Below are 20,505 nucleotides of genomic sequence, written 5' to 3' on the forward strand. Positions count from 1 at the left end.
TTAGTTCAATTTGAAGTTTAGGTTAAATCCAATAGAACGTGTAGGTGGCAAAGCAGTACCTTCTATACCCAAAAAGTTGATATTTGATCCAAATTGAGCTTCAGGATCTATATTTTCCGCTTTCCTCCATAAGATGGCCAAATTTCTCGCAACGATCGAAGCTGTCAGGCCTTTAAATATTGGAACCGAATTAAACATGGCTGCGGGGAAGGTATATCCCAGTGTCAACTGTCGAAGCTTGATAAAGTCTCCATCGACCACACTGGTTTTTGTCACATTCTGAACGAGTGTCTGATAGTAGTTTTCTGCAGGAGCTGTAATTTCATTAGTTGTCACACCACCTTCTCTTCCAACTAGGGTATTTTGATGCAATCCACGGAAATGTGCATTAAACTCAGTTGCGGACAACACTTTATTCCCAAAGTTGTAATCCATCAAGAAGGAAAAAGAAACGCCTTTATAAATGAATTCGTTATTCCAACCACCATAATGAGTGGGAAGTACTGAACCCCAATTTTTAAGTTCACCACGAACAGGAAGACCTGCATCGTTCACCACGACATTTCCGTTGGCATCATATTGATAATCAAAAGCTCTTATTTGAGGACCGGGAAGTCCCGGAACATAGGCTGTCACTGCATTACCAAGCGTCTGTCTATTTTGACCGAGATTTATTGGAGTATTATCTAAGTTTGTATTCAAAACTTCATTTCTAACATTAGTGAAATTAAACATAGACTTCCAAGTAAAGTCATTGGTCTGAATCGGAGTTCCCGAAATCATCAACTCCAAACCTCTGTTATTAACAGACCCGGTTGCCACCACAGCACTTGAGAAACCTGAAGAGATACTGGTAGTAGCAGGCATGATCTCATTATTCGTGGTTTTGGTAAAATAAGCAACGTCAATGCTTAAGCGGTTTTTGAAGAAAACCAGATCAAAACCTAATTCTATTTCATCTGTCGTAAATGGTTTTAAGAAAAGGTTTGGCAAAGTAAGGGGAGATGCTCCTGCTGCAACTCCATTAAAGGTATTTGCAGAACTGAAATAAAACTGAGTTTGATAAGCATTGAATGGTTCGCCACTAGTAACTGCATAGCTCGCCCTAATCTTACCGAAATCCAATGCTGGTAAGTTAAGGAATTTATCAAACAAGAATGCACCTGTGATTGATGGGGAGAAGATTCTGTTATTATCAATAGGCAAGGTACTGTATACATCATATCGCCCGGTAGTCGTCAAGGTCAGGAAATCTTTATAACCAAACCCGAAAGAATAAAAAGCCGAAAGTACTTCTCGCTCATTGAAAGCATAACCCCTATTAAATACATCAACATTGAATGGAGAGTACAATCCCGGAATTACAAAACGGGAACCTCCGACACTCACTTGTTCAAACCTATTGTTTCGGAACGTTCCTCCTAATAAACCATCAAAAATTATATCATCGGTAATTGAGAATTCAGATCCAAAAATCGCATCAACATTCGTTTCTGACCTTGTGGACAATCCTCTCCCACCAAGGTTCCCTCTCTGTTCTTGTGTGTAAGCTAATCCTGTAGGATCAACTGAAAAGAAGTCATCATTGGATACATCATTACCAACCCTGAACAAAGCATAAGTCTTGGGAGCGAAATTATACCTCGCAGCGATTGCAGAAATCGTTCTTTTTCTACCTCTGTCATTGATCCCGCGTGAAGTAATGAAGTAAGGATTGGTTACGAATATATCGTCACTAAAGACCACTTCTCTCCCATTTTCGTTAATTCCGGGAGCAAAAATACTCGGACGGATATTTGGGGCTAGAAATAAAAAGTTGTTAGGATTTTTTGGCCCGTCACTTAAAAAGGGAATATTTGTGCTTTGTTGATCTAGGTAATTGATCATTGCAGATATATTTAACTTATCAGTGATATTTTGATCCACATTTAAATTGATACTTAACCTGTCCACATCACTATTGGGAACGATCGATTTTGACCTTACATCAGAAACAGACAGCCTAAAAGAACCATCCTCTCCAAGTCCTTTGGAAACAGCAATTGTATTGGTCAAGTTAGTTCCTGTCCTGTAAAAATCCATCCAATTTTCACTTGATGGTTGATATGGATATTGGTTTCCATCAAAGCCGATAACATTACCGCCCATTCTTTCTCCCCAAGCAAATCGGCCGGTTGTCTGTGCCTCTGTGGCAGTTTGCGGTCGGCGACCTCCAGTACCCTGACCGTATTCTTTCTGGAAATTGGTAAAATCCATAGCCTGCTCCGTCATTACGTTAACATTGTAGGTAAGCATCCAATCGCCTCCTCTTTTAGCACCTCTTGTTGTAATCATAATCACACCATTGGAGGCTCTTGCACCATATAGTGCAGAAGCTGCCTGTCCTTTCAGAACCGTCATAGATTCAATATCATCAGGACTTAAGTTACCAATGCCATCCCCATTATCAGCTCCGCCCCACTGACCAGAGGAACCAAGCTGAGAATTGTCCATGGGTACCCCATTGATTACAAACAATGGGGAACCAGTGCCAGAGATACTCGGAAGGCCCCGAAGAACAATATTTGAGGTTCCTTGCGGCCCGCTATTTGTTCCTCTTACTACTAGACCAGCTACCCTACCTGTAAGGGAGTTGGCCACATTGGGTTCCCGTGCCAAATCCATTTGATCACCACCAACAGTGGTTACGGCATAACCAATCCTTTCCTTGTCCTTTGTCAATCCAAGGGCGGTAACTACCACTTCACCTAAAGCAGTGTCGCTTTCCAGTAAAGTTATGCTTAACTCAGACCTATTCCCTACAACAATTTCTTGGGATTCGAAACCTATAAAAGAAAACACCAATGAGGTAGTATTGGTCACAGTTATAGAATACTTCCCATCCAAATCGGAGGTAGTACCGGTATTCGCTTGCTTGTCCAGGACGTTAACTCCTGGAATAGGTTCTCCGGAAGGATCTACCACTCTACCGGTGAGAACCCGCGTCTGGCCATATGCCTCAATACCAGAGGCAAATATCATGACCATTGCTAACATTAATAGTACAACTTTGTTCATAGAATTTAATTTAAGGTTACTTCATTTAATCATTGGTTATTTATAGAATATAGTTCAGTAATATTTCATTTTAAATGCATTTCATTTATGATTTTAGAATGTTTGTTTACAATAAACATGTTATTAAGAATTTTATATCGTAAAATCTATATTACAAAGAATTAAGGGATATGTAAAAATATTAAAAAAATATTATTGTTAAAATTATTTAATCTTTTTTTTTAAAAAAGTTATCTGACTTTCATTATTTATTATATTTAATAAATCGGTTTAGCTAATAAATTTAATAATGATATTCAAATTGGATCGTCTTTTTAATATTTTAGATGAAGTTTTTTAGATAAAAGTTATTTAATTAAAAAACTTATCTACCAGGCGTCTTAATTTTTATATTTATTAGACTTCTTTTTATTTAAAAAATCCAAATTATAAATTAAGTCTCCGGTACTTTCAAAAAAAAATACCTGCACGAAAAACTTTACGGGCAGGTCAAAAAAAAAACCGCCGAAGCGGTTCTTAATCTTTATTTGATAAATAACATTTCCCGATACTTCACCAATGGCCAAAATTCATCATCGACCACCAACTCAAGTTTATCCACAGCATATCTGATTTTCTCAAAATATGCTTCCTTGACCTCTGTACCGTAACCCTTTGCCCGTTTCACTAAATCATCCTCTTTATTAAGTTTCTTTCTTGCATCTATCATATCATAGACACCTTGTTTTAGTGATTCAAGATGTTTGCTGATTTCCTTGACAGTTTCAATTGCCGCAGTATTGTCAAGTCCAAGACCTTTCAATCCATTTGCATTTTCAATCAGTTTATTCTGATACAATATGGCTGTTGGAATCACATGGTTTAAAGCCAAGTCGCCCATTACCCTGGATTCGATCTGAACTTTCTTAATGTAACTCTCCAGCATGATTTCGTGTCTGGCATGGACTTCAATGGCATTCAGTACGCCATGTTTGTTGAAAAGGTCAATAGTCTTTTTGTCACGGTAAACATCCAAAGCAAATGGAGTGCTTTTTAGATTGGACAATCCACGCTTCTCCGCTTCCGTTGCCCATTCATCTGAATAACCATCCCCTTCAAATCTTACTTTTTTACTGTCTTTGATATATTTTCTAAGAACATTGACAATCGCAATTTTTTTCTCCTTGCCTGAACTGATTTCTTTTTCAATATCCTTAATCAGAGACTTTAATACTTCAGCAACAATCACATTCAATACGGTCATTGGGCCTGCAGAATTGGCACTTGAACCAACTGCTCTGAATTCAAATTTATTGCCTGTAAAGGCAAAAGGAGAAGTTCTGTTTCTATCCGTATTGTCCAAAATGATTTCAGGTATTTTTGAAATACCCAATTTCATATACATGTTATCACCTTTTTCGATTTTCACATTACCGTTCTTTTCCAACTCATCCAATACAGAGGTCAAGGTGGAGCCAAGGAATACAGACATAATGGCCGGTGGGGCCTCATTTGCTCCCAATCTAAAGTCATTGCTGGCTGAAGCGATACTTGCCCGCAATAAATCAGCATGGTCATATACTGCCTTTACAGTAGCTATCACAAAAGTAAGGAACTGTAGATTTTCCCTTGCGGAATTGCTTGGTTGGAATAGGTTTACTCCGGTATCTGTAATCAGGGACCAATTGTTATGCTTACCGCTTCCGTTTACGCCTGCAAATGGCTTTTCGTGAAACAGAACCTTAAGGTCATGCTTTTCAGCAATTTTGTCCATCAGGTCCATCAACAATTGATTATGGTCAACAGCTTTGTTGATTTCTTCAAATAAAGGGGCAACCTCAAATTGTCCAGGGGCAACTTCATTATGACGGGTTGAAACAGGAATTCCAAGTTTGAGGGCTTCAATTTCGAAATCCACCATAAAGTCTTTTACCCTTGTTGGGATAGATCCAAAATAATGATCTTCGAGCTGCTGACCTCGTGCCGGGTTATGACCAAAAACCGTTCTTCCCGCCATAACAAGATCCGGTCTTGTTGCAAAAAGCGCTTTGTCTATCACAAAATATTCCTGTTCTACACCCAATGATGGCGTTACTTTTTTTACGTTCCGGTCAAACAATTGACACACCTCAACCGCTGCTGCATTGATCGCCTCCATGGATTTGAGCAAAGGAGTCTTATAGTCTAGCGCCTCTCCTGTATAAGAAACGAATATGGTGGGAATACAAAGTGTTTTATCAAAAATAAAAATCGGCGATGAAGGATCCCAAGCAGTATATCCCCTTGCCTCGAAAGTAGAACGAATCCCGCCATGGGGAAAAGAAGAAGCATCAGGTTCCTGCTGAACGAGAGCAGAACCCTTAAACTTTTCAATTCCTGCATGTGCATCAAAAAACGCATCATGCTTCTCAGCTGTGGAGCCCGTCAAGGGCTGAAACCAGTGTGTGTAATGTGTGACGGATTTGGATAAGGCCCAAACTCTCACCGCGGACGCTACTTCTTCAGCAGTGGCGGGGTCAATTTTACTGCCTTTATCTATGGCTTCCATTACTTTTTTAAATACAGATGGAGCCAATGATTCTTTCATCTGCTTAATTCCAAAAACATTGCTTCCGAAGAAGTCAGAAATTTTTGGAGAGGGAGGATTGACAAACGTTCTTTGTCTGCCTTGCGCTATTAGGAGCGCACTTTGTCTTAAAGTTGCCATTTTCTACAATAAGTGGTTTGATTTTATACCCACAAAAATAGGAAATAATATGAATTTCAAAGACAACTACCCGTTTTTGAAGCCAATATTTTAAATTTTTACATTATTTTTAAAAAATAAGGGTAGATTTTAATTAGTTTACTGAAAAAAAACATTGTTTTACCCTAAAAAATAGAAAATTGAAAACTTCAGGATAATATTTAACTTTGTCGCCTGTAAAGTTTGGAGATAGGTGAAAAAAGTCGCGTTTTATACATTAGGGTGTAAATTGAATTATTCGGAGACATCTACGATTAGTAGAATGTTTGAGGCGAAGGGTTATGAAAAAGTGGATTTTCAGCAAAATCCTGACATTTTTATCATCAACACCTGTTCGGTCACAGAGAACGCAGACAAAAAGTGTAAAAAGATAGTCAAAGAGGCCAAAAAAATATCTCCAAACTCTTACGTCACAATCATAGGCTGCTATGCACAGCTAAAACCAAAGGAAATCTCCGAAATTGAAGGTGTTGATGCTGTTTTGGGTGCTGCCGAGAAATTCAGACTGATAGAGTTGCTTGATGGGTTTGCCAAAGCACAGGAAACCAAAGTACTTGCATCAGAAATCCAAGAGGCAACTATTTTCAATAATGCCTATTCTATTCATGACAGAACAAGGACCTTCTTAAAAGTTCAGGATGGATGTAATTATGGTTGCGCTTTTTGTACCATTCCCCTTGCCCGAGGTAAAAGCAGAAGTGACAGCATAGAGAATATCCTTGCCTCTGCTGAAGAAATTGCCCGTACTGATGTCAAAGAAGTGGTACTTACAGGAGTTAATATTGGTGATTTTGGGATTCATGAGGGTAAAAGAAAAGAACGCTTTGCCGATTTGGTGATGGCCCTTGATGCTGTGCACGGGGTAGAAAGGTTTAGGATTTCTTCCATCGAGCCCAATTTATTGACCAATGAAATCATTGAATTTGTTTCCCAGTCAGAAAGGTTTGTCCCACATTTCCATATCCCATTGCAATCAGGCAGTAATTCCATATTGAGAAGTATGGGTAGGAGATATCTAAGGGAATTGTATGAGGATCGGATATCAAAAATCAAAACCTTGATGCCACCTTGCTGTATTGGCGTAGATATCATAGTAGGATTTCCTGGAGAGACGGACGAACTGTTTCTGGAAACTTACAATTTCCTGAATGATTTGGATATTTCTTACCTGCATGTTTTCACCTATTCAGAACGTGCCAATACCAGAGCGGCAGAAATGGACGGAGTGGTCCCCATTAAAAAAAGAAACGAACGCTCCAAAATGCTCAGAATACTTTCGGAGAAAAAACGAAGGAAATTTTATGAAGAAAATCTAGGTAGAACCTTTACAGTTCTTTTTGAGGAGGATATCGAAGATGGTCAGATGCATGGATTCACCGAAAACTACATTAGGGTTTCGGCAAAATATGACCCTTTACTTATCAACGAGCTGAAACAGGTAACTCTAAGTGAAATTAATGATAAAGGAAATGTTGATGTATTGGAACCGGAGATGATCCTGGAAAAACATTGAGTTTTGTACATAAAACACTCTAAAAACCAAACAATATATTTTTTTACAGGTTAATTTTTTATGATACCTATACTTAATCCAGAAGGAAGAATTTCCAGAAGAAAATACTTGACCTTATTTTTAACTTTTTATTCTATCAATGTTTTGAGTTTAATTATGATTTTCGAATCATATCGATCCAAGGAATGGATCACATTTTGGGTATTTGGCATTTTACTTATCGGTTCTATTGTTTTGTTAATGATCCAGGCTATCCGAAGATTGCATGATTTAGGTTACAATTGGAAATATTCTTTATATCTCTTAATTCCGCCTCCTGTCAATTTCTTTGGATTTGTTTGGTTGGCCTGGGAGGAAGGTCAGGATGGTGAAAATAAATTTGGCCCAGATCCCCGGAAAACGGATTTGGTTTAGATCAAATATTTCCTTTTTTCATCTCCTTTACTGCATAATCTACCGCTCTTGCAGTCAATGCCATATAGGTAATGGAAGGGTTCTGTGAACCTGTAGAGGTCATACACGCTCCATCGGTGACGAAAACATTTTTACAATGGTGCATTTGGTTCCAGCCATTCAATAATGAAGACTTGGGATCTCTCCCCATTCGGACTCCGCCCATCTCATGTATATCCAGACCAGGCGCTTGTTTCGTATCTCTTGTTCTAATATTGAAACAGCTGGCCTTTTCCAACATCTCTGTTCCCTGTTCAAAGAAGTCATTCATGGATTGGATATCATTGTCATCGTAATCCACATCTATATTCAATAATGGCATTCCCCATTCATCTACTTTATCCAGACTTAGGGAAACTTTAGAATGCTCTTTGGGAATAGTTTCCCCTTGCATCATCATAGAAACATGCCAAGGCCCGGGAGTGGAATTCTGATCTTTGAATTCTGACCCAAACGGTGAATTAGGTTTGCCTCCCCATCCTCCTCTACCTGCACTGTAAAAAGTCATGTAGCCTCTAAGGAAATCCATTTCCTGTTTTTCAACATTCCGAAAGTTGGGCATCATTACAGCACATGGTCTTCTTCCAAAATAATATTTATCCTCATATCCTTCAAATGCAGCGCTGATATTTCCCCGATAATTGTGGAAAGCAATATACTGACCTAATAGCCCACTGTCATTGCCCAGACCGTTTGGGAACCTATTTGAGTTACTATTGAGTAGAATAAGGTTCGAATTGAGTGCTGAGGCATTTAAAAAAATTACATCAGCAAAATATTCTGTGGAAGTTTTCGTGATGCTGTCAATTACCTTGACACCGGTCACTTTTTCTTTTGCATCGTCATATATAATGGAATGAACTACCGAGTCAGGCCTGAGTGTCAAATTACCCGTAGCTGCAGCGGCAGGCAAAGTCGATGAGTTGGAACTGAAATATGCACCAAAGGGACATCCTCTTTGACATTGATTTCTTGCCATACACTGACCTCTGCCCTGTTGCAAATGATGGGGTTGAGGTTCAGTCAAATGGGCACACCTTCCTATCATGACATACCGGTCTTTGTAGGCCTCTACAATCCTATCCCTGATCACTTTTTCTACACAGTTCATTTCCCATGGAGGAAGAAATTCCCCATCAGGTAAAGTTTCAACTCCTTCTTTGCTGCCACTGATTCCAACAAAACGTTCCACATAACTGTACCAGGGATCAATCTCATTGTATCGGATAGGCCAATCGACAGCAAAACCATCCCTTCCCGGAGCTTCAAAATCATATTTGCTCCATCGTTGGGTCTGCCTTGCCCAAAGCAAAGACTTTCCACCTACCTGATAGCCTCTCACCCAATCAAAAGGCTTATCCTGTACGTAAGGGTGGTCTGTGTCCTTCACAAAAAAATGCTCTGTATCTTCTGCATAGGCATAGCATCGGTTGACGACCGGGTTTTCCAATTTATCCTCTAGCGGCATTCTATTGCGATGAGGCATTTCCCATATGGAAGCAGTCATAGTAGGATAATCCTTTTTATGCTCTACATTTCTTCCTCTTTCCAACACAAGCGTTTTAAGCCCTTTTTCACATAATTCCTTTGCAGCCCAGCCTCCACTGATGCCAGAACCGATTACGATGGCGTCAAATTCATTTTCTTTCTTCATACTTATTCGTATCTGAGTGATTCGATTGGATCAAGCCTACTGGCTTTTCTCGCTGGAAAATAGCCCGAAGCCAAACCAACAAATATACATATGGCAAGGCCCACAAAAATCCAAAGCCATGGAACCAAAAAACCTCCGGGACCGATGATATTTGCTACTATGTTTCCTATTGCAATCCCAATGATTACTCCCAGGATGCCTCCCATAATACAGATTACGATTGCCTCTATCAAAAATTGCTGCCTGATTCTCAAGGGTGTTGCACCAAGTGCCTTCCTTATTCCGATCTCCCGTGTCCGCTCTGTCACAGAGACCAACATGATATTCATCAATCCAATAGCAGCCCCCAAAAGCGTTATAAATCCAATACCAAATCCACCAATCCTCAGGTAGCCGGCTACTTCCTCCAAGCTTTCTGCAACGGATTGACTTTTGACGATTTCAAATGAATCTTCTTCGGTTATCCTGTCCTGACGGATTTTCCTCATGATACCTGTGGCCTGTCCCATCTCGTATTCCAACTTTAATGGATCAGAACCACTTGCTGTAAGAGAGTACCTAAACGTCCCTCTTTGATCCAACCTACTGGCATTCTCCACAGGTATGAATATAGCCCTGTCGGCACCTGAACCCCCACCGACACTGCCCTGTTTTTCCAAAATACCAATTATGGTGTAGCGTTTGCCATAAAAATTAACGTAGTCATTCAATGGATCTTCCTCTTTTCCGAATAATGTTTCGACGATATCCAATCCTATCACGCAGACATTGGTACCATATCGTATTTCTGTAATACTGAAGTTTCTCCCCTGCTCTACCTTAAGACCTTTAATCTTAAAATATTGATCATCGATACCCGTGACTCTGACATTGGGATTGGTTTTTTTGGACCCCCTTTTTACTTCAGCCGCACCTGAAACAGTTGTGAATATAGTAGAAGGGCCTATTGAACTGAATTGCTCCTGGAAGCTGAGCACCTCTTTAAACCTTACAATCGGATATGTCTTTTCTGCAACGCCCTGCTGCACACCCCTTCCTCCTGAAAATCCTTTTGACCTGATGTCAAAATTGTTGGCTCCCAAACCGGAAAAACTATCAGCTATCTGAGCCTTGATTCCATCAATGGCGGTCAGCATTCCAACAAGCGACATTATCCCAATCGCAATAATAGTTCCGGTCAAAATGGTCCTAAGCAGGTTAACTTTAACCGACTTGAGTGCTTCTTTAATATTTTCGATCAAATTCATATTCTGTACAAAATGGGACACAAATAAATTTATTAAGCCCGATCCAATTTTAATATTAAGTATAATCCGGAAAAAAATCCTCCCATCGATGTAAAAAATGTTTTTACAGCCTTAAGACGTACTATCGGAGGTCAATGTATCCTGTCCCCCCTTAATTCAAGATTGCCAATCACATCTGCCTCATAAGCTAACCATTGTTTCCATCTCTCATTGACCTTTTCCTGATCCTTGTATCTTCTTGCCAATTCGATAAAGTTCACGTAATGACCCGCTTCGGAGACCATTAATTCGTAATAGAATTTTTTGAGTTCCTCATCGGAAATGTTTTTTGAAAGAAGCTTGAACCTTTCACAACTCCTTGCTTCAATCAGCGCATTCATCAATAAATGCTCTACCAATTGGTCAGACCTGCTTCCACCTTTTCTGACGAATTCTACCAACTTGATCACATACTCGTCCTTTCTAGGTTTTCCGAATTTGTATCCCCTCTTTTTGATCTGATCCAATACCCTTTCAAAATGACTCCATTCTTCAGCTACCACCGGGGCCAACATTTCTACCAATTCGTCGAATTCATGAAAATTCACAATTAAGGAAATACAGGAAGAAGCTGCCTTTTGTTCACAGTAAGCATGGTCCACTAGAATCTCTTCAAGGTTCATTTCTGCGATATTCACCCAACGGGGATCCGTGGGCAAATGCAAGTTCAACATCTTGTTTTTTGTACTTTCTTCCCAATTCATCTACATTAATCAAACAAAGGCCAGCTAATACCAAGGTCCAGTGTCCTTCTTAATCCTGTGAAATTAGGAGTCACGAAATACCCTGGTTCGTTCATTATATTGATATTGATATGGTTCATCCTCACCAATACCCTGGTTCTGTTGATCCTTAAATTCATAAAGAAATCCAAAACAGGGTAAGCAAAAACATTGAAATCATTCTGTAAATGGAATTGTTGAAGGGCGGGATTATATGCCTCGGCAAAATTATCGCTTCTAAATCTCCCTTCCAGGCCAATCTGAATAAAAAGGTTTTCATCAAACATCGGACTATCAAAGTAAATCCTGGAGTTGGCCACGATTTCCGGTATCCTGAAATTTTCCTTTCCATCCCCTGTGATGATGTTGTAATACAATTCTGATTCCCAGAAAAATTTCTTTTTGATATGGAAGGAATAAGTCAGACCTGGAATCACCATGAAGGCCCCTCCTTCAGCTTGTGTGGCCTGTTGATCTTCATTGAAATAGACATAATTGCTCACCCTGTTCAAGGTAATATTTGGTCTGAAATTCCAGCTTGGGAAATCCGCTTTCAGAACTCCTTTAATTTGATCTACGCCAATATTGGAAAAAGAATTATCCCAACTATGGTGGTTGCCCGAGTAAAAATCCTGAACAGAGGTGGGTTTATACAAAGCTTTGATATATGATGCTTCTAAAAAGGGGGAAACGAATAAACCCTGAATTCTAAAGGCACCGGGCAACAAATATTCCCCTTCAGCTTCAAACCTCCATTTTTCATTGATATCACCCCTTAATGCCCCACCCAAAAAGAGCTCGTTGAAATTGTTTCTTCTCATTAAGGTATCATATAAATGCATTCTTCCTGACCTGAACTTTGCAAAAGCATTGTAATACAATGGCCCGATATCACCTTTGAATCCTACCTCATTCCTCCATTCCGAAAAATGGCCCCGATTATACGTGCTGTCCCGGGACACCAACCTTTCAGGGTTGAATCTATTGAAAAACAAAGAATCAGAACTATTGAGATTGGATCTGAAAAGCACATCTTGTTTTCTTTTATCAAAGACATGGTAAACCTGCCAACCCTTTACTATTTCATATTCATGATATAAATGATAATCAACCCGAAGGTCTGTAGCACGGGAATTCCTCAGCCAGACTTTAGCATCTTCATAAGCAAAGAACAAAGAAGTTGTATCAATATCAGGTGAGATGATTCCTCCTTGTTCATTGACCAAATGCCTCGTCCGTGTAAGGTTTGCCAACAATAAATACTTCCCGTCTTCAGACTTATAATTGGTATGAAAAGAGTATGAGGTGTTTTCAGTCAAGTTATCATCCCTTGCATTTGGATTGAGGGTTTTTCTTGCTTTGATGGTATGAAAATTGAGCCCAACATTCCATCTTGGGTTGATATTTCTGGCGAAGGAAAGGTCCAGCATATTTCTGTTGCCTCCACCAAAAAAAGCATCCATCTGAGTATAAGGGGATTTGGTATCAAAATAACGCATACTGTCCGCCGAATGATGGTACAGATCATATACATGAAATCCGGAGGTAGTCCCGATCATTTGGGGAATATGATAAAAAATGGGCTTAGCCGCACTTCCCACATTGCCCAAATCCTGATACATCCAACCTGAATTGGCCACAGGTTCATAATAATGAAAACCGGTCAGCACAGTATCCACCTCATACTTTTTTGTCAAATTCCTTTTGATATCCTTTTCCAAAAAATAAAGTGTGGTCTTGGGCCCGAATACCATTTTGGTACTGTCATCAATCAGTTTTTTCCGCTCACCTGACTGTTGTGTTATTTCTTGGTCAGGGTCACCTTGCTGCAGATTGGTATTGCCTTGTTGGGGCATTCGAGTCGGAGGGCCTGTAGGCCTGATTTGAGCCTGTGACTGAACTGCCCAAAAACAGAAGAGTAAAAAAAGAATAATAATGGGGCTAAATCTCACGGATATACGATTTGTCCTTGACAATTTTGGTGATCTGTCCGAAAAGGAATTCTTTATCCTTTTCAGCCAACTTGATTTTTATCGGTAGGGCAAAAATCGGAATTTCTGCCAAATATTTATTAAAGGCTTTATTTTTAAGTTTGACAGCATCCTTTTCAGTAGTCAAAACCAAACAATTATGATGCTCTTTTACCAAACTTGATAGTTTCATCAAGTCTGCCTCTTTATACCTATGATGGTCTTCAAAGGTTATGGTTTCAACCACCTCATATCTACTTTTTGCTTCTGAAACAAACAACTGATTGTCGGCGATACCAGAAACCAGAATTACCTTCTTTAAAAGCTCGAGATGCTGATTGAAAACAGGAAAGGGATCACCGTACTCAATTCCCGAAAATAGCACTGGAACTTCGACAATATTATGTATTTTTTCAATGTATAATTCTTTTTCACTTTCTGATATCTGATCAGGGCATTTGGTTACGACAATCACATCGGCTCTATTTGCACCACTTCTATTTTCCCTCAATGTACCGAGGGGAAGAATTCTATCACTGAAAAATGGTTTCTGAAAAGTCGTTAAAAGGATATAATAATCCCCTTTGACATACCTATGTTGAAAGGCATCGTCAAGCAGAATTAATTCAGTTTGTGGTTTTTGAGAAATAATTTCAGGGATGGCAAGTGTCCTTTTTTCACCTACTGTTACTGACACCTCTTTTCCGTATTTTTCAAAAATCTGAAAAGGCTCATCTCCGATTTCAAATGGGCCCAAATCATCGTTTGCTATCAAAAAACCCTTGGTTTTTCTACCATAACCTCGGCTCAAAGTTGCAAGTTTTAAATGAGGGAGAAATAATTCAATCAAAAATTCCACCATTGGTGTTTTCCCTGAACCTCCAAGGTTAAGGTTACCCACAACAACGGTTGGGATCAAAAATGATATGGATTTCTTTTTCCCTGTTTCAAACATCCTGTTTCTATAATATGTGATACCATCATAGATTGCAGCAAAAGGATAAAGCAAGGGGTCGTACCAGCGCATTGGCTATTTTTCCTTAATTTTGGACAAAGTAAAATAAAAATTATGGATTACACGATTCGGGAAATAGTTTCTTACCTCGAAAAAATAGCACCGCCTTCCTATCAGGAATCCTATGACAATGCACAATTGATCTCGGGCAATCCCAATGACAAAGTCACAGGCATACTTTGCACTTTGGATACAGTAGAGGAGGTGGTTGAAGAAGCTATCAACTTAGGCTGCAATTTGATCGTCTCCCATCATCCTATCGTGTTTAGAGGACTAAAAAGCCTTACCGGCAAAAACTATGTCGAAAGGACTGTGATAAAAGCCATTAAAAATGATATTGCGATTTATGCCATTCATACCAATCTGGACCATGTATCCCATGGTGTCAATAAAAAAATATGTGACAAGCTGGAATTGACAAAAACCAGGATTCTTCAACCCAAAAAAGAACTACTATCAAAGCTTACCACTTTTGCTCCTCATGAAGCGGCAGAAGTAGTCCTTCAAGCCCTTTTTGCAGCAGGTGCAGGAAAGATCGGGGAATATTCAGGTTGTAGTTTTATGTCAGAAGGGACAGGGACTTATACTCCATCTGATAAATCAAACCCGCATAAGGGTTCTAAGGAGAAGCCGCATAAAGAACCTGAAACCAGAATTGAGGTCCTTCTACCAAAACATTTTGAACAAAGAGTTCTTCAAAGTCTCAAAGCAGCACATCCCTATGAGGAAGTGGCCTATTTTCTCCAACAACTAGAAAACGAAAACCAGGAGGTCGGTGCAGGAATGATCGGTGAACTTAAAGAGCCGATGAAAGCGATCGCCTTCATGGATTACTTAAAATCCAAGATGAACCTGCAAATAGTAAAACATACCTCTTTATTAAATAAGCCAATAAAAACTGTTGCTGTTTGTGGTGGAGCAGGTATTTTTCTTTTATCTGATGCTAAAAAATCAGGTGCTGATATTTTCATTACTTCAGACATCAAATACCATGAATTCTTTAATGCTGATAATCAACTGATTGTTTGCGATATAGGACATTATGAAAGTGAAATTTACACAAAAGAATTAATCAGGGATTTATTGTCGCAAAATTTTACTAATATTGCACTCTATTTGACGAAAATAGTTACGAATCCCATAACTTACATATAGTACATGGAAAGTACAGTTGCACAAAAGCTTGAAGCCTTATTAAACCTTCAGAAAATAGATTCCAGACTCGACGCGATTTTTAAAGTAAGAGGAGCACTCCCAGAAGAAGTCCAAGACCTTGAAGATGAGATTATTGGGTACGAAACCAGATTGGATAAATTCAATACGGATTTGGTTACATTGGAAGATGACATCAAAAGATTCAAAGATAATATTAAAGAATCTGAGAAGCTCATCAAAAAATACCAAGAACAGCAGATGAATGTCAGAAACAACAGGGAGTACGACGCCATTACTAAAGAACTGGAATTGCAGGATTTGGAAATTCAGGTATCCAAAAAGAAAATAGGGGAATCACAAGCTAGAATAGAAACAAAAAACCTAGAAGTTGATGAACTGAAAGGCATCCTTTCAGAAAGGAAAAAAGATCTTGACAATAAAAAGTCTGAGTTGGATACCATCGTCTCTGAAAGCGAGAACGATGAATCCAAACTTAAAACTGATAGAGACAAGGCCCTGAAAAAAATAGAAGAAAGGCTTTCCAAATCTTATACCAAAATCAGGACCAATGCCAAAAACGGTCTTGCTGTGGTAATGGTCAAAAGAGGTGCCTGTGGAGGCTGCTTTAATGTGGTGCCACCACAAAGACAGGCAGACATCAGAGAGAAAAAGAAACTCATCGTCTGTGAACACTGCGGTAGGATTTTTGCCGGTGTTGAAGACGAAATCGAGGAAGAGGTAACCAAGAAGAAGAGAAGCAGAGCTTAATCCATAATTTTAAAAGCCCGAGATAATCGGGCTTTTTCTTTTTTTCGGATTATTTAATTGAATTCAAACCATTTTTTGTTTAACCCGTTTTCTTTTTATAGTTTGCACTTATGAAAAGAATATTTCTATCCGTCTTTTTTATCAGTATTGTTTCTTTGGGATTTGCAAAAGATCCAGGAGAAAAAACCTTTTTGATTCTTTTTGACAAAGCAGAACTGAAAGCCAACAAGACCAGTACAACTTATATTGAATTGAGCTTGAGCAATGTATTCAAAACAAAATCCTATGCAGGTAATTCTGATGCAGCTATCATTGTCAAAGTCCCTTATGACAACATAAACGAATGTCAGTTAGCTGATTTTTTTATTAGGGTAAACGCCAACAAGGTATCTTCATTGGGTGAATTAGCTTTTCAGATCATTGACATGGACGAATCCAAAAACAAATATCAATACCTAGTGGCTTCCTTGGAAGATAAAATACAAAAAAACAAAAAATCCGGGAAAGCAGTCAAAGTAGTTCCAAGCCCTTGAGGTGATCGCCACAATTAAATTTTTCTACTATAAAATTCCCTGATTTATTTTGCTGCAAAAGGTATAGGCCAAGATTTTGATGTGAAAATACATCCATATATTTCAGGTCATATCCTAACATTACTGCAAGTAAAATCCTCATTGCCCTTCCATGCATACAGATCAAAATCGTTTCAACTTGCTGCGAAAGAATGTAATTGATTCCCTTTTGTAACCTTTTTGCTACCATCACGGGACTTTCTCCACCTTCTATTGCATAGTCAAGGTCACCCGAACTCCATCTTTCCAACATAGATTCATAATATTTATTTTCCTCGTGGGTCATCGGCAACCCTTCATATCTGCCCCAGGAAATCTCATTCAATTCAGGAACCCCCTCATGTGGCAGTCCAAGCTCAATAAATCCCTGGACTGACTGTTTGGTACGCTGAAGACCTGAGTAGTAAACTTTCCCAAAAGGGACATCCTTATAATGCTCAAAAAAAGAAGCGGACTGTTTCCGACCGTTCAGGTTTAAAGGTGCATCAATCCCACTGCCCTGTACAACTCCCCGGAGATTGTAATCAGTTTGACCATGTCTTATCAAGTAGATTTTTTTAGTTAGCAAGTTTCTCTATTTTTGTTTTCAGGTACCAAAGAAAAAACTTTTATATAACAATCCATGATATTTCCTCAAAACCTTAGTCTAGAAACTCTTAATAATATGGGAAAAAATACCATGACGGATTTTTTGGACATCAGGTTTACAGAGATCGGTGAAGACTTTTTGGAAGCAACAATGCCCGTCAATTCCAAAACCAAACAGCCACTTGGACTGTTACATGGAGGAGCTAATGTAGTTCTTGCCGAAACCTTAGGTTCTGTGGCAGCAACCATGACTGTCGACCAAAAAGTGCAATACTGTGTGGGTTTGGAAATCAATGCCAATCACCTCAAATCAGTAAAGCAGGGAGTTGTAAGGGGTGTCACAAAACCAATCCATCTAGGTAAAAAAACCCAGGTATGGGAAACAAAGATATTCAATGAAGAAGGTGACTTGATCTGTATCAGCAGAATTACAATAGCCGTAATTGATAAAAAGTAATATGCAGACTACTACAGATATCAATCAAATATCACTCGAAGATTACCTTGGCAACCTGATATCCCGGCACATGCTTGAAGGTCATCAGATTGCGGTTTGGAGAAAACCGAAATCCGGATTTTTGCAGGTATTGATTGACAAGACAGGACTTTTAAAAAGAGTAACTCCAAATATTGAAGAACTGCCATCCGGATTTATTGTACATCCTTTTGAAGACCAAGTGGATAAAAAGGCAATTTTCCTAGAGGCCAATACATATTTTAAAATAGACCTCAATATCAATGTCGCAAATCAAAAGGATGATTTGGAGCCAATTATTCATTTCAAACCAAAAGGAGTATTTGCCGATAACATCAAAAGGAACTTTGCAGAAGATGACAAAACACAAGAGAAAAAGGTTTCTGAAGAATGCAGTAAAATTGAATTTGCCGAATTGGTAGAAAAAGGAATAAAAGCGGTCGATTCAGGTCAACTGAGCAAAATCGTACCTGCCCGGATAAAAAAGATAAAATTAAACCATGATTTTGACCTGATATCTTCTTTAAAAAGCTTGATTCAAGCCTATCCGAATGCATTTATCAATTTTTTTCATATTCCTGATTTAGGAACTTGGATCGGGGCTTCCCCGGAAATTCTTATCCAGACCCGTGGGGATGAATTTTATACCATGTCCCTAGCAGGAACCCAAAAAGCCCAAGGAGACAATCCCCTTAAATCTGTGGCATGGACACAGAAAGAAATTGAAGAACAGGCTTTGGTAAGCCGGTATATCGTGGATTGTTTTAAAAAAATCCGGTTACGGGAATATGATGAACATGGTCCCAAGACAGTATTGGCCGGTAACCTATTGCATCTGAGATCAGATTTTAAAGTGGATATGAAAGCGACCAACTTTCCCCAACTAGGTTCGGTCATGCTTGAATTACTTCATCCGACTTCTGCTGTTTGTGGGATGCCCAGAAAAGAGGCATTTGACTTTCTCAGGGAAAATGAAAAGTTCGACAGGTCACTGTTTGCAGGATACATCGGGCCGGTCAATATTGAAGAGGAAACTTCCATTTATGTGAATCTCCGAACTGCACGCCTAATAGGCAATCAGGCCATTCTTTATGCCGGGGCAGGGGTGACAGAAGACTCTATTCCGGAGAAAGAATGGGAGGAAACTGAAATGAAATGTGATATTATTGGTCAGCACCTTAACCTGAATACCTGATTTTGATCTTACAACCCATCATTGATCTGGTTTCTCTTTGCCACCAAAAAGGCATATCCAATGCTGTGTTATCTCCGGGTTCGAGATGTGCGCCCATTACATTGGCATTTACCCGCCACAAGGGTTTTCATTGCAGGATCATCTCTGATGAAAGGTCAGCGGCTTTTATTGCCCTTGGGATGGCCCAACAACTGTCTCATCCGGTAGTCATTGTATGTACCTCGGGTTCGGCGGCCTATAATTATGCCCCTGCAGTTGCGGAAGCGTTTTTTCAGCAGGTTCCACTTTTGGTAATTACGGCAGACCGACCTCCGGAATGGATAGATCAATGGGACGGGCAGACCATACGGCAAACGAATATATACGGGCAACATGTTAAAGGTTCTTTTCATTTTCCAGATGAATACGGTCATCCTGATAAGGTCTGGCATGCCAATAGGTTGGCAAATGAGGCTATTAACCTGGCAATGCAGTTTCCCCAAGGACCGGTGCATATCAATATTCCCCTGCGTGAGCCTTTTTATCCCGAATCAAATGAAGAATTCAGTTTTACGGATGTAAGATCTATTGAGGCAATTGATTTTGAAAAATCCCTTTCGAATGAAGCCAGGAGCATACTGTCTGTTTCATTGGAAAAGTTTGAAAAAATATTGATTGTACCAGGTCAGCAAAGACCTGATCAGGATATTCAAAAACTCCTGGATGATATTTCTGCTAAAGGAAAGGCTGTGGTGGTTTCCGATACCATATCCAATATGCAGTCAAAGCATACAGTTGTTTTTCATGACCATTTTGTTGCTTATTCAAATCCAGAACAAAATCCTGATCTGATCATTTCTTTTGGGAAATCAATTATTTCAAAAAGCCTCAAACTATTCCTCAGAAATTCGAAGGCAACGCATTGGCATATACAACCAAATGGTTATACACCTGATCCCTATCAAAGTCTGACGAAAACTATTCCTTGTGAACCTGATTCTTTTCTTCAGTTATTATTGAAAGAAGATAGAGCCTCCAATCCTTCCTTTCTAGAAAGCTGGAAAAAACAGGATCAAAAAATAGCTGAACTACTCCCCCACTTACTTAAAAAGGTTAAATTCGGAGAATATAGCGCAATGGCCAAATGCCTGGAATACATTCCGGACCAGTCCAAATTGCATGTTGCCAATAGCATGGCTGTGAGGTATCTGAATTTTCTTGGAGCAAGAAAACAGGAAATCATCTGTAACAGGGGCACGAGTGGCATTGATGGGAGTAACAGCGCAGCGGTAGGTTGCACTTTTACGACCAAAGAACCGGTTACTTTGATTATCGGAGATATGGCGTTTTTCTATGACAGAAATGCTTTTTGGCACAA

At 39.3% G+C, this 20,505-nt stretch carries 16 protein-coding genes; 8 read left to right on the forward strand and 8 right to left on the reverse strand.

The window, feature by feature from the left end; all coding sequences use genetic code 11:
* Entirely contained in the window at positions 1–3,057 is a 3,057-nt protein-coding gene (locus ACEW8O_RS08480) for a SusC/RagA family TonB-linked outer membrane protein (RefSeq protein WP_373494190.1), read from the reverse strand.
* A gap of 523 nt (positions 3,058–3,580) precedes the next feature.
* Entirely contained in the window at positions 3,581–5,743 is a 2,163-nt protein-coding gene (locus tag ACEW8O_RS08485; RefSeq protein ID WP_373494191.1) for a glutamine synthetase III, read from the reverse strand.
* 232 nt (positions 5,744–5,975) lie between these two features.
* Here ACEW8O_RS08485 and mtaB point away from each other — a divergent pair, with 232 nt between their 5' ends.
* Entirely contained in the window at positions 5,976–7,295 is a 1,320-nt protein-coding gene (mtaB, locus tag ACEW8O_RS08490; RefSeq protein ID WP_373494192.1) for a tRNA (N(6)-L-threonylcarbamoyladenosine(37)-C(2))-methylthiotransferase MtaB, read from the forward strand.
* 60 nt (positions 7,296–7,355) lie between these two features.
* Positions 7,356–7,709 carry a DUF805 domain-containing protein gene (locus ACEW8O_RS08495; protein WP_373494193.1) on the forward strand — a complete coding sequence of 118 codons (354 nt, stop codon included), beginning with the start codon at positions 7,356–7,358 and terminating at the stop codon, positions 7,707–7,709.
* Between the two features lies 1 nt (position 7,710).
* Here the strand turns inward: ACEW8O_RS08495 and ACEW8O_RS08500 are convergent, their stop codons facing one another.
* The 5 genes from ACEW8O_RS08500 to lpxK form a co-directional block, all read right to left on the reverse strand.
* The gene (locus tag ACEW8O_RS08500; RefSeq protein ID WP_373494194.1) at positions 7,711–9,402 is read right to left on the reverse strand and encodes a GMC oxidoreductase; all 1,692 of its coding nucleotides are present in this window, start codon (positions 9,400–9,402) and stop codon (positions 7,711–7,713) included.
* A gap of 2 nt (positions 9,403–9,404) precedes the next feature.
* Positions 9,405–10,649: an ABC transporter permease gene (locus tag ACEW8O_RS08505; RefSeq protein WP_373494195.1), complete on the reverse strand. Its 1,245-nt coding sequence runs from the start codon at positions 10,647–10,649 to the stop codon at positions 9,405–9,407.
* 131 nt (positions 10,650–10,780) lie between these two features.
* Positions 10,781–11,362: a tRNA-(ms[2]io[6]A)-hydroxylase gene (locus ACEW8O_RS08510; RefSeq protein WP_373494196.1), complete on the reverse strand. Its 582-nt coding sequence runs from the start codon at positions 11,360–11,362 to the stop codon at positions 10,781–10,783.
* A 35-nt stretch (positions 11,363–11,397) separates the two neighbouring features.
* The gene (locus tag ACEW8O_RS08515; protein ID WP_373494197.1) at positions 11,398–13,362 is read right to left on the reverse strand and encodes a putative porin; all 1,965 of its coding nucleotides are present in this window, start codon (positions 13,360–13,362) and stop codon (positions 11,398–11,400) included.
* The gene (gene lpxK, locus ACEW8O_RS08520; RefSeq protein WP_373494198.1) at positions 13,352–14,407 is read right to left on the reverse strand and encodes a tetraacyldisaccharide 4'-kinase; all 1,056 of its coding nucleotides are present in this window, start codon (positions 14,405–14,407) and stop codon (positions 13,352–13,354) included. Before lpxK ends, ACEW8O_RS08515 begins: the two co-directional genes overlap by 11 nt.
* Positions 14,408–14,449: 42 nt before the next feature.
* Here lpxK and ACEW8O_RS08525 point away from each other — a divergent pair, with 42 nt between their 5' ends.
* The 3 genes from ACEW8O_RS08525 to ACEW8O_RS08535 all read left to right on the forward strand — a co-directional run bounded on the left by ACEW8O_RS08525 (position 14,450) and on the right by ACEW8O_RS08535 (position 16,851).
* Positions 14,450–15,550 (forward strand): Nif3-like dinuclear metal center hexameric protein, encoded by a 1,101-nt coding sequence (locus tag ACEW8O_RS08525; protein WP_373494199.1) that lies wholly within the window; start codon positions 14,450–14,452, stop codon positions 15,548–15,550.
* Positions 15,551–15,553: 3 nt separating this feature from the next.
* A complete protein-coding gene (locus ACEW8O_RS08530) occupies positions 15,554–16,318 on the forward strand; it encodes a zinc ribbon domain-containing protein (RefSeq protein WP_373494200.1) in 765 nt (254 codons plus the stop codon).
* Positions 16,319–16,428: 110 nt separating this feature from the next.
* Entirely contained in the window at positions 16,429–16,851 is a 423-nt protein-coding gene (locus ACEW8O_RS08535) for a hypothetical protein (RefSeq protein ID WP_373494201.1), read from the forward strand.
* Here the strand turns inward: ACEW8O_RS08535 and ACEW8O_RS08540 are convergent.
* Positions 16,829–17,458 (reverse strand): histidine phosphatase family protein, encoded by a 630-nt coding sequence (locus ACEW8O_RS08540; RefSeq protein WP_373494202.1) that lies wholly within the window; start codon positions 17,456–17,458, stop codon positions 16,829–16,831. The genes ACEW8O_RS08535 and ACEW8O_RS08540 overlap by 23 nt on opposite strands.
* A 54-nt stretch (positions 17,459–17,512) precedes the next feature.
* On the opposite strand from ACEW8O_RS08540, the gene ACEW8O_RS08545 reads away from it, so the two are divergent.
* From ACEW8O_RS08545 to menD, 3 genes are all read left to right on the forward strand, one after another.
* Positions 17,513–17,935 carry a hotdog fold thioesterase gene (locus ACEW8O_RS08545; RefSeq protein ID WP_373494203.1) on the forward strand — a complete coding sequence of 141 codons (423 nt, stop codon included), beginning with the start codon at positions 17,513–17,515 and terminating at the stop codon, positions 17,933–17,935.
* A 1-nt stretch (position 17,936) separates the two neighbouring features.
* The gene (locus tag ACEW8O_RS08550) at positions 17,937–19,148 is read left to right on the forward strand and encodes a chorismate-binding protein (protein WP_373494204.1); all 1,212 of its coding nucleotides are present in this window, start codon (positions 17,937–17,939) and stop codon (positions 19,146–19,148) included.
* A gap of 2 nt (positions 19,149–19,150) precedes the next feature.
* The coding region (gene menD / locus ACEW8O_RS08555; protein ID WP_373494205.1) for a 2-succinyl-5-enolpyruvyl-6-hydroxy-3-cyclohexene-1-carboxylic-acid synthase at positions 19,151–20,505 on the forward strand (1,355 nt) is incomplete at its 3' end.

It is taken from the genome of Aquiflexum sp. (assembly GCF_041749095.1).
In the GTDB taxonomy this organism is placed as follows: Bacteria; Bacteroidota; Bacteroidia; order Cytophagales; family Cyclobacteriaceae; genus Aquiflexum.